This is a genomic window from Curtobacterium sp. MCLR17_044 (assembly GCF_003234435.1).
Classification (GTDB): Bacteria; Actinomycetota; Actinomycetes; order Actinomycetales; family Microbacteriaceae; genus Curtobacterium; species Curtobacterium flaccumfaciens.
In genome coordinates this window covers 1-14,169 of sequence record NZ_QKTC01000037.1, presented here as the reverse complement: position 1 = coordinate 14,169, position 14,169 = coordinate 1, and the positions used below count along the sequence as shown (strand labels likewise).

The window sequence follows — 14,169 nt, the reverse complement described above, 5'->3', positions numbered from 1 at the left end:
TGGTGTTTGTTGTCTGTGTTGGGGGGGATAGGGTAAAGGGGGGGGGGGGGGGGGGGGGGGGGGGGGGGGGCGTCGAGTGAGCAGAAGACGACGGGTCTCGAACAGTCACTCGTCGTCTTCTGCTCACTCCCTTGGGTTCGCGAGTCCTCCACAGCGGAGGCACGGTGCCGGTTCTGCACGGAACTCCGGTTCGGTGAGCGGGGCGTCGGCGCGGGGCGCGAGCGTGTCGACATGCGACCACGACCACTCCCTCCGGCGCTGCGAGGCCGGGCCTTCGACATCGGCGCGGCTGATCGAGCCGGAGTTCCCCGACAACGACTCCAGCGGAAGGACCTGACCTGCCCGACGCGATCGATCCGATGGTCCCGGGACCGACCACCCGATCCGATCCGCCGCATCCAGGCACTGCGGCCGGTCCTGTTGCCCGGACAGTTCGTCAGCCACACCTCTGCGGGGGTGTTGTGGGGTCTGCCGGTGCCGTGCGGCCCTGACGCACCGGTGCACATCACCAGCGTGCACCCGCAGGCGCAGCCCCGGCGCGTCGGCGTGGTCGGGCACCGTGTGGCTGCTGACCGAGTGAGCACCCGGCAGCGCTGGGGTGTTCCGTCCAGCAGCCCCGCGGCGCTGTGGGTGGAGTGCGGGGACCTGCTCGGACTCGATGAGCTCGTCGTCCTGGGTGACGCCATCGTCACGTCGCGGGCGTGCGCGACCGCGCTGGAGGACCTCGCCGCCGCGCTCGCCGGGGCGGGGAATCGTCGTGGCGTACGGAAGCTGCGCGTGGCACTCGAGCTCGTGCGGGTGGGGGCCGGGTCACCACAGGAGACCCGAGCACGGCTGGCGATCGTCCGCGCGGGGCTGCCCGAGCCCGAACTGCAGGTCGACGTGCTGGACGAAGCCGGTCGGTTCGTCGGCCGCGTCGACCTGGCGTACCCGGAGCACCGCATCGTCATCGAGTACGAGGGTGACCACCACCGGACCGACGCCGAGCAGTGGGGCCGTGACCTCCGCCGCTACCGGGAGATGGAACGACTCGGCTGGGCGGTCGTCCGGTGGACGAAGTCCGACCTGACGCTGCACCGCTCAGCCGCAGTGGCGCACCTGCAGACGCTCCTTGCACGCGGAGGTCGCGTCGAGTGAGCAGAAGACGACGGGTCGCTATTGCACACCCGTCGTCTTCTGCTCACTCGATGTCGCGGGCGGCCCCGCGCGCCCGCGCCCCGCGCGCGAGCGCGCGCCCGCGCCCCGCTACCCGATCAGGCTCGGGCGCAGGTCGCGCAGCGTGCGGGAGCGGGTCTGCCGCGCCGTGACCACGAAGGACACCAGCAGCGCCCCGAGCAGCCAGCAGAGCAGCACGCCCGCGTCGGACCACGCGGCGCCGAGGTTCCCGCCGTACATCGTCTGCCGGATCGCGTCGACCGAGTACGTCATCGGCAGCGCGAAGTGCAGCGCCGCCAACGGCCCCGGCAGCGTCTGCCACGGGAACGTGCCACCGGCGGTGACGAGCTGCACGAGCATGAGCACCAGGCCGAGGAACTGCCCCACCGATCCGAGCAGCACGTTGAGCGCCATGATGATCGCCGCGAAGGTCGCCGAGGCCAGCACCATGATCCCGATCGTGCCGCCGACGTGCACCACGTTCAGGTCGAGGGCGAAGCGCACGATGAAGAACAGCGCCACCATCTGCACCAGGCCGAGGAGTGCCGGCGTCAGCCAGCCGCCGAACACCACGGCGAGGGGCTTCCGCACCGCCGTGATCGCACGCTTCGAGATCGGCTTGAGGATGAGGAACAGTGCGTACATGCCGATCCAGGCCGCGAGCGAGATGAAGAACGGCGCGAGGCCGGCACCGTAGTTCGACGCGGCGGCGACGTTGTCGTCCCCGACCTTGACCGGGTCGGAGATGACGGAGGCCTGCGACTCCCGCTCCGAGGCGTTCGACGCCGGGATCTTCGTGCGGCCCTGGTCGAGCGACGACGCGAGCTTCGACGAGCCGGTCGTGAGCTTGTCCAACCCCGATGCGAGCGACGAAGCGCCCTGGTCGGCGGTCTTCGCACCGGTCGCGAGCTGCGATGCACCCGACGACAGGGTCGGAGCGGCCGAGGCCAGCTTCGATGTACCGTCGGCCACCTTCGAAGCTCCCGACGAGAGCGTCGAGGCGCCCGTGGCCGCGTCCGCGATCCCGGACGACAGCTCCGGGGCCTTCGCGGCGAGCTTGCCGGTGCCGGCGGCGAGCGTGTCCGAGCCGTCGGAGAGCTGCTGGATGCCGCTCGTCAGCGCCGGGGCCTGCTCGGCGAGCTGGGAGGCGCCCGCGGACACCTGCGCGCTGCCGGTCTTGAGCTTCTGCAGGTTGCCGGACAGGTCGCCGGCACCGGTACCGAGCTCGGTGCTGCCGGCCTGCAGGTCGTCGAGCCCGGCGAGCAGCCGGGTCTTCTGTTCCGCGGAGAGCACCGTGGAGGCTTGGACGACGGGCTTCAGCGACGCGACGAGTTCCGGCGACTGCGCAGAGAGCTGCTGGACGCCCGCGATGAACGGTGCGGCCTCGTCGGCCAGCGTGGCGTTCCCGGCGGCGACCTGCGACGCACCAGTGGACAGGCGCGCAGAGTCGGAGGGAAGCGAAGCCGTCTGGTCACGGAGCTGGTGCAGCCCGGACTGCAGCTGCTGCGCCCCGCTGTCCAACTGCTGCGTCTGCGACGGCAGTGCCGCCGTCTGCTGCTGCGCGCTGGCCAGCCCGGACGCCAGGGTCGACGCCCCCGACGCCACCTGCTGCGCTCCGCTGTTCAGCTGCTGGGTCTGCGACGGCAGGTCGGCCGTGCCGGACGCGAGCTCCGCCGCACCGGACGACAGCTTGCCGGTGCCGTCGGCGAGCGTGTGCGCACCACGGTCCGCCTTCTTGGTCCCGGAAGCGAGCTCATCGGCACCGTCGACGGCGTCGCCGAGGCTGTCGCGGACGTCGGCGAGTCCGACGAGCAGGGTCTTCGCGGCCTGCTTGCCGACGCGCTCGGCGACGGCGGTGCGCATGGTCTTGCCCGCCTGCTCGGCGATGGTCGAGGCCAGGTACGAGTTGGTGTCGGCCGTCGTCATGACGAGCTTGGCCTGCGTCGGGTCGTCCGACTGCGCGGACACCAGGTGCTCGGAGAAGTCGTGCGGGATGGTGACGACGAAGTCGTAGGTGCCGTTCCGGACGCCGGAGCGGGCATCGGCGGCGCTCGTCTTCGTCCACTTGAAGTCGGCGCCGTCGATGGCCTCCTTCGTGACGTCCTTGCCGTAGTCGACGTGGTCGCCGTCCAGCGTGGCGCCGGCGTCGAGGTTCACGATCGCGGCGGGGATCTGGTCGAGCTTCGCGTACGGGTCGCGGTTCGCCCACAGGTAGGCGCCGCCGTAGAGCAGCGGCACGATCATCAGCGCGATGAACGCCAGGCGTGCGAGCGGGGTCGCGGTGAGCCGCGCGAGTTCTGCGCGGACGAGCGAGGTGGTGGTCACTTCTGTGCCTCCGTCGGGACGGTTGCGGATGCTTCGGTGACGGAAGGAGCGGCCGGGAGGCCCGGCTCGGTTCCGTCGGTTCGGGCCACGTCCTCGGGGTCCTCGGTCTGGGACGTCGCGAGCGTGGCGACGTCGTCGTGCGTTTCGACGCCGCCGTGCGTCTCGACGCCGTCGTGCGTGTCGATCGTGTCGAGCAGGTGCTCGACGGTGGTGGCGGCGGCCTTCGAGGTCACGAGGACCACGGTCACGCCCCGTCGTGCGACGTCGCGGACCACCTGGAACCAGTCCTCGACCGCGCCGCCGTGCCGCTCGGGCGAGGTGATCACGATGCCGGTCACACCGTCGCGCAGCAGGGCGAGCTCGACGAGCAGCCGGACGCGCACGGCGGTCGGCACCCGCTGCACCGCGGTGTCGACGTAGTCCCGCAGTCCGAGCTCGTCGAGCACGGTGTCGACGTGCTCGCGGTTCGGGCGCTGCCCGGCGAACGCGAGCTCCTCACGCACGATCTGCTTGAGGGTCATGACGGGGAAGGGCTCGGCGACCCCGGGGGTGTCCACGAGGGCGAACGAGCGACGGACGGCTGCCGGGTCCTCGTGCCCGTCGAGCAGCAGGCGGCCGGTGTCGGGCTGCATGCGGCCACCGGCGACGAGTGACGCGAGCACGGGTGCCTGCTCGGTCTCGACGGCGAGGACCCCCGGGCGTCCGGGGGCGGCGACGGCGGAGACGACGGGCAGGGGTGCGCCGGGCTCCTCGCCGATGCCGACGTGGTCGAGTTCGAGCGTCATGCGTGGTCCTTCGGGGCGGGGGCGGGAGCGGGGGCAGCGGGTTCGGAGAGCAGTGCCGTGCGCCAGTCGATGCCGGCCATGCCCAGCGCCGACACCACCACCATGCGCCGTCCGTCCTCGTCGCTCGTGCCGGAACGGGTGGCCTCGTCGAGGACGGCGATGCACGCGCCCTCGACCAGACGGCCGAGGGTCTCGGGGTCGACGTCGTCCCGCATGGCGCCGTCGGCGATTCCGAGCGCGCACGCCTGGCGTACCTGTGAGCGCAGCGGCGCGAACACCTCGGCGACGGGTTCGGCGAACGGGCTGCGGACGGCGACCCGGGCCATCGAGCGGACGTGCGACACCTCGGTCCAGAGCGTCACCGCGATGGCGGCGAGGCGTGCGGCCGGCGGGAGCTCCTGCAGGTCCGATGCGGTGGGCATGGCTGCGGCGATCCGGGCGGCGCCGGCGGTCACGACCTCGCGCACCAGGTCGTCGCGCGAGGGGAAGTGTCCGTACACCGCACGGCGCGAGAGTCCCGCAGCCGCGGCGATCGTCTCGATCGAGGCATCCGGGTCCTGCTGCAGACAGGTCTTCGCCGCGTCGAGGAGGGCTGCCCGGTTCTCCGTGGCGTCGCGGCGGGGCGCGCGGGAGGGCTGCTCGGTGGTGGTCACGCACCCCATCGTAATAACGTGCACACGTGTGTGCAACTTAACAGGTTCCGTCCCCCGGACGAGGGGAGTCCCCCAAAGTGCGGACTGTCTTCCCTGAGAACGAACGCATAGCTTCACAGGAATCTCATGCGAACCACGGACTGAGCCAGGAGTGCCCTCTTTGAACCGTGCAACACCGAACACCGACCCGAACCCCACCCCCCATCGCTTCACCCGCGTCCTGACCGCCGGCATCGCCGTGGCGGCCCTCGCGTGTGGCGGTCTCGCAGTCGGGGGCGCGGCCTCCGCAGCTCCGGCCGGGATCTCGGTGGCCGACCTCAAGCTCTCCGCCCCGCTCCGTGACGCCAAGCCGACGAAGACCGTCGCCGCCTTCGTGCGCACGACCGGCCAGGGTGCCCTCGAAGTGGACGCCAAGGCGAAGGGCGGGGACCTGACGAAGTCGCGGACCCAGTCCTCCGCGGCCAAGAACCGCGTCGAGGCGATCCAGTCGACCGTCGCCGCGGTGCGGTCGGCCGTCAAGCGCGCCGACGCCGACGCGACCGAGCTCTACTCGACCGAGTACACCGTCCCTGGCGTCGCGGTCGTCGCCGACGTCGACGCGTTCCGGCAGATCGCCGAGCGCTCCGACGTCGAGAGCATCATCCCGCTCACGCCGAAGAAGATCGTCGAGCCGACGGTCAACGAGAACGCCGACGCCGCTCCCTCGGGCGTCGACCCCAGCCTGGTCCAGCCCGGCGCCGACGGCGTCGCGCCGAAGAACGCCGCGAGCGACGTCTACACGCGCTCGCTCAACGCCTGGCAGCAGACCGGGCACACCGGCAAGGACGTCAACGTCGCCGTCCTCGACACCGGTCTCGACTACACGCAGGCCGACTTCGGTGGCCCCGGCACCACCGAGGCGTACCAGCAGGCCCTGGCGAACGCGAGCAGTGGCGCCCCGGACCCGAGCCTCTACGACGCGTCGAAGTTCCTGGGCGGGTACGACTTCGCCGGTGCGACCTACAATGCCGACCCGTCGGACCCGGACGCCTACGACCCGGTGCCGGCTCCCGACGACAACCCGATCGACGGCAAGGGCGGCGACCACGGCACGCACGTGTCCGGCTCGATCGCCGGCTACGGCCTGACCGCCGACAAGCAGCAGTTCGACGGCGACTACACCAAGCTCACGACGCAGCAGGTGCAGGACATGTGGATCGGTCCGGGCACCGCGCCCGAGGCCGGCCTGTACGCCCTGAAGGTCTTCGGTGACAACGGTGGCTCGACCGACGTCACCGGTGCGGCGCTCGACTGGGTGGGCCAGGCGCTCACCGAGGGCAAGGACATCAACGTCCTGAACCTGTCGCTCGGCTCCGACTACGGCGCCCCGGACGACCCCGACAACGCCAAGATCGACGCACTGACCGCGCGCGGCGTGCTCCCCGTGATCGCCTCGGGCAACGCCGACGACTTCACGGACATCGGTGGATCGCCGGGCAACGCCGAGGGCGCGCTCACCGTCGCCGCGAGCGCCACCGGCCAGTCGCTCTACGACGGCGTGCAGGTCACCGCACCGGCCGACGTCGCGAAGACCTACCGCTCGCAGTACTCGTCCAACTTCAAGGGCACCCTGCCGGTCGAGGGTGACGTCGTCGTCCCGACCGCGAACATCGACGGCTGTGCCGCGTTCAGCGCCGCCGACGCCGCGAAGATCAAGGGCAAGGTCGTCTGGCTGAAGTGGACGGACGCCGCGCTCGAGTGCGGTTCCCTCGTGCGCTTCAACAACGTCGAGGCCGCTGGCGGCGTCGGCGTCCTGCTGGCGGGCACGCTCGACACGTTCGAATCCGGCATCGGTGGCAACGCGACCATCCCGGGTGCCGAGCTGACCGCGAAGAGCGTGGCGAGCCTCCAGGCCACTGCCAAGGCGGGGACCCTGCACGTGCGCTTCGCGGACGAGCTCAAGGGCTTCGAGGTCGCCATCGAGGCGGACGCCGTGAACACGCTCGCGTCGTTCACCAGCCGTGGTGTGCACGGATCGTTCGACGACATCGTCAAGCCGGACATCGCCGGCCCCGGGGTCAACGTGATCTCGGCGGCCAACGGCACCGGTGACGGCCGCATGTCGATGAGCGGTACCTCCATGGCCACGCCGGACGTCGCGGGCATCGCGGCGCTGACGTTCCAGTCGCACCCGACCTGGTCCGCCCCGCAGGTCAAGGCGGCACTGATGAACACGGCGACGCACGACGTGAAGGACGGCAACCGTTCGGCCACCCTGCTCCGCCAGGGCACCGGTCGCGTGGACGCACTGCAGGCGGTCACCGCCGGCACCACGGTCCGCAGCGCCGAGAACGACCAGCTCGTCACCGCGTCGTTCGGCGTCGTCGAGGTCGCGAGCGGGACGAGCGAGACCCGCACCCTGCAGATCGACAACACCGACAGCACGGCGCACACGTACAACGTGTCGTACCAGCCGCAGGTGTCGCAGCCGGGTGTGACCTTCGCGCTCAGCTCGAAGCAGGTCACGGTGCCCGCCAACGGCACCGCGTCGGTCACGCTGACGTTCTCGGTCGCCGACGCGACGAAGCTGCGCCGGGTCATCGACCCGACCCAGGAGGCCGTCCAGCAGGGCTACCAGCGCGAGTTCGTGGCCGCCGCTTCCGGCATCGTGGCGTTCGCGCCGACCGACAGCTCGCTCAACCCGATGCGCCTCGGGGCCTACGTGGCCCCGAAGCCCGTCAGCGCGGTGCGGGCACGGACCACGGTCTCGTTCACGGGGCCGGGCAAGTCGGCCGAGCTCACGCTCAAGGGCCGCACGCTCGACCAGGGTGGACTGACGACCGGCTACCACGCCGCCGTCGCTCCGTTCGTGCTCGGCGGCACCGACCCCGCCGAGGCGTTCCCCGAGGGTTCGGCGACGCGCTCGCTGCAGGCGGCCGACGTCCGTTCCTACGGTGCGTCGTACGACAAGGCGTCGGGAACCCTGGCGTTCGGCGTGCAGACCGCTGGTCCGGACGCGAACCCGGGCGCCGTGACCAACGTCGAGGTCCTCATCGACACGGACCGTGACGGTGAGCCCGACTTCCTGGTGTACAACGCGAAGTCGGCTGCCGTGGACGCCACGTTCGCCACGACGGTCGACCTGGCGAAGGCCGCCCTGGACGACCCGGACGTCGACCCCGTCGTCGACGTCCAGCCGCTCAACGGCGGTGCGCCCGGACAGGACGTGAACACCTTCGACAGCTCGGTGAAGGTGCTGACCGTCGCTGCGAAGGCCATCGGTTCGTCGGAGAAGTTCGACTACACGGTGCTGACGGAGTCGGCCTACGCCCCGGGCGCCGCCACCAGCGGTTCCTCGGTCGTGGACGAGACGAAGACGGCCACGTTCGACCCGTCGAAGCCGAAGCTGTCGTTCTCGCAGGACGGCACCCCCGGCGTGCTGTTCGCCGACGCCGGCTCGCTCACGGTCACCCGTGCCTCGGGTGTCACCAAGGCGACGGTGTTGCTGCTCCACCTCGACAACGCGGCGGGCAAGCAGGCCGACACGTCGACGATCAACGTGGTCCCGCCGAAGCTCGCGCTGGCGAAGGGGAGCAAGGTCACGGTGAGCGGGACGGCGAAGGTCGGCTCGACCCTCACCGCGAAGCACGGTACGTGGAGCACGACGAAGGCGACCTACAAGTACCAGTGGCTGCGTGACGGCAAGGTCGTCAAGTCGGCAACGGGTACCAAGTACAAGCTCGGCTCGTCCGACGTCGGGCACCGCGTCAGCGTGCAGGTGACGGCCCATGCCTCGGGGTACAAGGACGGCACGGCCAAGTCCGGGGCGACCTCGAAGGTCACCCGCCGCTAGGACAGGGTGCGCGCGGTTCACCCGCCACATGGTGAGCAGAAGAGGTCGGGTCCCGAGTGGGGATCCGACCTCTTCTGCTCACCAAGCACGGGGCACCCCACCCCGCGAACGCGTGTTCGGGACAGGTAGTTAGGCAAACTAGTGAAGTGGTGCAACTGTTTGTCCCATGCAGAACACGCTGAACCAGCTCCGGTCCAATCCGGTCGAGTGGCGCCGTCGTGGACTCACCCCGCCGGACGTCATCCAGGCCATGATCGAGCAGCGCCTGGCCGAGCCGGGGCACTCCCAGCCCGTCGGCGACCCGTCGTACCAGGACTTCTTCCGGAGCTGATCCGGGGTCGGCCGGGTGGCTCGGGACGCACTGACCGACAGACGGGAGGCGCGGTGCCAGCTGGCACCCCTCCCTCGCAGGCTCGGTCGGCGCGCCCCGCGCAACGCTTCGCGTCGCCGCTGAGCGGAACGCGCCCGTCTATACGTCGGTGACGTGTCGGACGTCACTTGCCGATCTTGCCGTCGGCCGCGTCCTCGGCCTTGCCGATCTGGTCGCCGTGCCCGCCGCCGGTCGCCTTGTCGGCCGCGTCGCCCGCCTTGTCGAGGCCGGCGTCCGTTGCCTGCTCGCCCTTGTCGCTGTCGGCGAAGTCCTTCGCCTTGTCTCCGATGCCGCTCATGTCATGCTCCTCCGCGTCGTGGATCTGGACGCGTCCGACCGTGCTCCGACCGATCCGGACGGACATCCAGGTGCGTTCCATGTGGACAAGCGACCCGCCGTCCACAGGACGTCACAGCGGGTGACGCGCAGGTGACCAGCCGATAGACTCGGGTGGACCACCGGCCCGGACGGCCGTGTGCGGTCCTCCGCCAACGTGAGGAGAACCAGATGCCCGCAGCAGTCATCATCGGAGCCCAGTGGGGCGACGAGGGCAAGGGGAAGGCCACCGACCTCCTCGGCTCCCGCATCGACTACGTCGTGAAGTTCAACGGCGGCAACAACGCCGGCCACACCGTCGTCGTCGGCGGCGAGAAGTACGCCCTGCACCTGCTGCCCTCCGGCATCCTGACGCCCGGCGTGACCCCGATCATCGGCAACGGCGTCGTCGTCGACCTCGAGGTGCTGTTCCAGGAGCTCGACGCCCTGCGTGCCCGCGGCGTCGACGTCTCGAAGCTCCTCGTGTCGGCCAACGCCCACGTCATCACGCACTACCACCGCACCGTCGACAAGGTGACCGAGCGGTTCCTGGGCAAGCGCCAGATCGGCACCACCGGTCGCGGTATCGGCCCGACCTACGCCGACAAGATCAACCGCGTCGGCATCCGGATCCAGGACATCTTCGACGAGAACATCCTGCGCCAGAAGGTCGAGGCAGCGCTCGACCAGAAGAACCACCTGCTGGTCAAGGTCTTTAACCGCCGCGCGATCGACCCGGAAGAAGTCGTCGAGTCGCTGCTGTCCTTCGCCGAGCGCCTGCGCCCGATGGTCGCCGACACGGCCCTCGAGATCCACCGTGCGCTCGAGCGCGGCGAGACCGTCCTGTTCGAAGCCGGGCAGGCCACCATGCTCGACGTCGACCACGGCACCTACCCGTTCGTCACCTCGTCGTCCGCGACCGCCGGTGGTGCCGCGACCGGTTCCGGCATCGGCCCGGGCAAGCTCGAGCGGATCATCGGCATCGTCAAGGCGTACACGACCCGCGTCGGTGCCGGTCCGTTCCCGACCGAGCTGTTCGACGAGTCGGGCGAGTTCCTGCGCGCCAACGGCTTCGAGTTCGGCACCACCACCGGCCGCCCGCGCCGCTGTGGCTGGTACGACGCCCCGATCGCCCGCTACACCGCACGCATCAACGGTGTCACCGACTTCGTGCTCACCAAGCTCGACGTCCTGACCGGGCTCGAGACGATCCCGGTGTGCGTCGCGTACGAGGTCGACGGCGTCCGCGTCGACGAGGTCCCGGTCAACCAGTCCGACTTCCACCACGCGAAGCCGGTGTACCAGGAGTTCCCCGGCTGGACCGAGGACATCACCGGAGCCCGCACCTTCGACGACCTGCCGAAGAACGCGCAGGACTACGTCCTGGCGATCGAGGCGATGTCCGGCGCACGGATCTCCGCGATCGGTGTCGGCCCCGGCCGTGACGCCATCGTCGTGCGGCACGACCTGCTCGGCGACGACGAGCGTGCCGACCAGCGCGCCGGCGAGCGCACCGACGCAGCGTGACGATGCGGATCCTGTTCGTCTGCAGCGGCAACATCTGCCGGTCGCCGCTCGGCGCGCAGGTCCTGACGGCACGACTCGGCCCGGACGCCCCCGCGTTCGTGGTCGAGTCGGCCGGCACCATCGCCGACGACGGTGCCGCGATGGACGCCGCCGCGGCGGAGCAGTCCGTCCGGCTCGGGGGCGACCCGTCGGCCCACCGGTCGCGGTACCTGACGGCCGAGATCGTCGCGAGCGCCGATCTCGTGCTGACCGCCGAGCGATCGCACCGTGCAGCCGCTGTCTCCCTGGCACCCCGGGCATCCAAGCGGACGTTCACGATCAAGCAGTTCGCGCGGGTGCTCGCGGGCCTCGAGCCCGGTGACCTGGCCGACGTGACGACCCCGCAGGAACTCGTGGAGCGTGTCGCCCGGCTGCGTGGAACGGTCCCGCCGCCCGCCGACCCGGCCGACGACGATGTGGACGACCCCTACCGTCGCTCGACGGCGACCCACCGGCGCGTGGCCGACGAGGTCGACGTGGCCCTGACGGGCATCGCGGACGCATTGCGCGCCGTGGTCTGACCCCCTGACGGACAGGAGGCCCGGTGTCAGCTGACACCGGGCCTCCTGTTTGTCTGGACTGCCCGTGTCCTGCGAGTGATAACGATTCTCAGTTGCATGTAAGGTCGCTGTGGCAGCGCGCAGCGCTGCGTCCCCGCCTCTCAGCAGACCAGGAACCCATGCGTCCACGCTTCCTCATCGGTGCGCTCGCGCTCGCCGTGATCATCCCCGGCGCGCTCCTCGTGCGCCCCGCACCGCCCTCGCCCGACCGACCGCTCGCGGACTCCGTCCCCGCCTGGACCGCACACGCCGAGCGCGGTGACCCGGTGACCGCCGACGAGTTGTCCCTCACCGTCCTCCTCGACCCCGTGCACCTCGACCGCGCCCCGGCCGTGGCGACCTGGTTGCGCGGTGCCGGGCTCCACGTCGGCCCCGTCGAGCGCTCGATCGCGTCCCTGCCCGTTCGCGGGACGGCCGCGCGCATCGCGGACGCCTTCCACACCTCCTTCGCGCGGTGGGACGTCGCCGGACAGAGCGCCGTGGCACCGGTCCGCGCCCTCGCCGTGCCACGCGGGCTGACCGCCGTCGTCGGCGTGTCCGGAGCCGTTGACTCCGACGCCGTCCGACCGACCGAGACGACCACTGCAGCAGCGGTGGCACCCACCCCGGCACCGGGTGAGACCGTCCCGCGACCGCCGGTCCTGGCCGACGACGGACAGTGCGCAGCATGGTGGGGCGAGCGCCTCACGACGGACTGGCCCGCATCGGTGCCGGTCACGCACCGATCGAACGCGCTGTGCGGGTACCAGCCGGCCCAGTTGCGCGAGGTCCACGACGTGCCGGCCGGGTACACCGGACGCGGCGCGACCATCGCGATCGTCGCCGCCTACGACGACCCCGACGTCGAAGCGAACACGGACACCTACTTCCGGGCGGCGGGCGCCCAGCCGTTCCGCTCGGGGCAGTACCAGCACCACGCTCCGGCGTCGCCGGACACCTCCCGCTGCGGCGGGCCGCAGAGCTGGACAGAGGAGCAGCACCTCGACGTGCAGGCGGTGCACGCGATGGCCCCCGACGCCGACATCGAGTACTGGGGTGCCGACGACTGCAGCACCACCTCGTTGTTCTCGCGGATCCTCGACGTCGTCGAACACGGCAGTGCGGACGTCATCAGCCTGTCGTTCGGGTCCACCGAGGACCTGGACACCGCGGACGACCGGACGCTGCTGAACCGGGTGCTCGTCGAGGCGGGGGCCCGGGGCATCTCGGTGTTCGCGTCCTCGGGGAACGACGGCGACAACAGCGCCGTCGGTGACCACGACTCCGGCCCCGACGTGTCGTCGCCGGCGTCCAGCCCGTACGTGACCGCGGTCGGAGCGACCAGCACCGGGCTCGCACGTGACGGTTCCGTCGCGGTCGAGGCTGGTTGGGAGACCGAGACCCGCTTCGCGCGCAACGGTGCCCTCATCCCGCCGGGCTTCGCGTACGGCGCCGGCGGCGGCCAGTCCGACGTCTACGACCGACCGACGTGGCAGCGCCAGCTGCTCGACGAACCGGGGACCGGGCGACTCGTCCCCGACGTCGCGTCGATCGGCGACCCCAACACCGGCTTCGTCGTGTACGGGCCACACAAGGGCGTGACCGGCTACGTCACGCACGGCGGCACGAGTCTGGCGACCCCGATGGTCGCCTCGATGGTCGCCATGGCCAAGGCCGCCACGGGGGTCCGGATCGGGCTCGTCACGCCGATGCTCTACGAGATGCTCGGGACCGACGCCGTCCGCGACGTCCGCCCCGCTTCCGCTGCCACCTGGTCGCCGCGCGGGCCCGATGCCGGAGCGCTGTGGCCCGAGACCCTGTTCCTCTGGGACACCGGTCGGCAGGGACTCCGGTCCGCACCCGGCTGGGACGACGTGACCGGGGTCGGCGTCCCCGCCGGCCGCGCCTTCTTCACCGCGTTCGCCGAGGAGGCCCGCCGATGACCGATCGTCCACGCACCACTTCCGTCATCGCGCTCGCGGCCTCGGCGCTGCTCGGCATCGGCCTCGTGGCGCCCATGCTCGCGCTGCCGGCCAGCGCGGACACCGCGGCCCACGGCGCCACCCTCGCCGCCGCGTCGGGCGTCGAACTCACCGACATCGACGGTGGCACGCTCACCGCACCGACACCGGCCGTGCGCTGGGACTCGGGCGACCCGACGGTGGCCCGGGTCGACACGACGCAGGACGTCCTGAAGCTCAACACCACCCGCACGAGCGGTCTGCGCTCGGAGGCCGGCCCGGACGGGGCGACCTCGATGATCGCGAGCGGGGAGTTCACCCTGCGCGATCGTCCCCCCGTCGTGTTCACCGGACTCCGCGCCGCGTGCACTCCCGGCGGCACCCCCGCGGTGTCGTTCGACCGCCTGACCATCGACGGCGACGACGTCACCACCGAGGCCACCGCGACGCCCGGGTGGAGCCGCGATCTGCCGGAGTCCCGTTACGGCGCCACCAAGGTCGTCGTCGGCAGCACCACGACGGCCGCCGACGGCACCACGACGACGGTCGCGCTCCGCATCGACGCCGAAGCCGGTGCCTCCGAGATCTGGCGCGTCCGTGCCGGATCGGTCTCCTGCGCGGCGGGTGACCGCTGGCCGGCTCCCACCCCGACGCCGACGCCGACGCCC

The 14,169-nt window shown here is 71.2% G+C and carries 10 protein-coding genes and 1 pseudogene; 7 read left to right on the top strand and 4 right to left on the bottom strand.

The window, feature by feature from the left end; genetic code table 11:
- Positions 1–498: 498 nt before the first annotated feature.
- The gene (locus tag DEJ04_RS17840) at positions 499–1,137 is read left to right on the top strand and encodes an endonuclease domain-containing protein (RefSeq protein WP_181437879.1); all 639 of its coding nucleotides are present in this window, start codon (positions 499–501) and stop codon (positions 1,135–1,137) included.
- Positions 1,138–1,245: 108 nt separating this feature from the next.
- On the opposite strand, the gene DEJ04_RS17835 is transcribed toward DEJ04_RS17840, so the two are convergent.
- From DEJ04_RS17835 to DEJ04_RS17825, 3 genes are read right to left on the bottom strand one after another with little or no spacing between them, the layout of a single operon-like run.
- Entirely contained in the window at positions 1,246–3,480 is a 2,235-nt protein-coding gene (locus DEJ04_RS17835) for a YhgE/Pip domain-containing protein (RefSeq protein ID WP_111047975.1), read from the bottom strand.
- The gene (locus DEJ04_RS17830) at positions 3,477–4,265 is read right to left on the bottom strand and encodes a hypothetical protein (protein ID WP_111047974.1); all 789 of its coding nucleotides are present in this window, start codon (positions 4,263–4,265) and stop codon (positions 3,477–3,479) included. The genes DEJ04_RS17835 and DEJ04_RS17830 overlap by 4 nt, the downstream gene beginning before the upstream one ends.
- Entirely contained in the window at positions 4,262–4,927 is a 666-nt protein-coding gene (locus tag DEJ04_RS17825; RefSeq protein WP_245165958.1) for a TetR/AcrR family transcriptional regulator, read from the bottom strand. Before DEJ04_RS17825 ends, DEJ04_RS17830 begins: the two co-directional genes overlap by 4 nt.
- 151 nt (positions 4,928–5,078) lie before the next feature.
- Between DEJ04_RS17825 and DEJ04_RS17820 the strand changes: the two genes are divergently transcribed.
- Both DEJ04_RS17820 and DEJ04_RS18580 read left to right on the top strand, forming a co-directional pair.
- Positions 5,079–8,750 (top strand): S8 family serine peptidase, encoded by a 3,672-nt coding sequence (locus DEJ04_RS17820; protein ID WP_111047972.1) that lies wholly within the window; start codon positions 5,079–5,081, stop codon positions 8,748–8,750.
- 166 nt (positions 8,751–8,916) lie between these two features.
- Entirely contained in the window at positions 8,917–9,081 is a 165-nt protein-coding gene (locus DEJ04_RS18580) for a hypothetical protein (protein WP_155896763.1), read from the top strand.
- 163 nt (positions 9,082–9,244) lie between these two features.
- Here DEJ04_RS18580 and DEJ04_RS17815 read toward each other — a convergent pair whose 3' ends face one another.
- Entirely contained in the window at positions 9,245–9,418 is a 174-nt protein-coding gene (locus DEJ04_RS17815) for an antitoxin (RefSeq protein WP_071404361.1), read from the bottom strand.
- A gap of 209 nt (positions 9,419–9,627) precedes the next feature.
- Here DEJ04_RS17815 and DEJ04_RS17810 point away from each other — a divergent pair, with 209 nt between their 5' ends.
- From DEJ04_RS17810 to DEJ04_RS17795, 4 genes and pseudogenes are all read left to right on the top strand, one after another.
- Complete coding sequence (locus DEJ04_RS17810) at positions 9,628–10,962, top strand: adenylosuccinate synthase (RefSeq protein ID WP_017886319.1); 1,335 nt, start codon at positions 9,628–9,630, stop codon at positions 10,960–10,962.
- 2 nt (positions 10,963–10,964) lie between these two features.
- Positions 10,965–11,522 (top strand): low molecular weight phosphatase family protein, encoded by a 558-nt coding sequence (locus DEJ04_RS17805; RefSeq protein ID WP_258371428.1) that lies wholly within the window; start codon positions 10,965–10,967, stop codon positions 11,520–11,522.
- 158 nt (positions 11,523–11,680) lie between these two features.
- Positions 11,681–13,483, top strand: a complete 1,803-nt coding sequence (locus DEJ04_RS17800) for a S8 family serine peptidase (RefSeq protein ID WP_111047970.1) — start codon at positions 11,681–11,683, stop codon at positions 13,481–13,483.
- A pseudogene (locus DEJ04_RS17795) lies at positions 13,480–14,169 on the top strand (hypothetical protein); the annotation flags it as partial. The gene DEJ04_RS17800 and the pseudogene DEJ04_RS17795, both read left to right, overlap by 4 nt.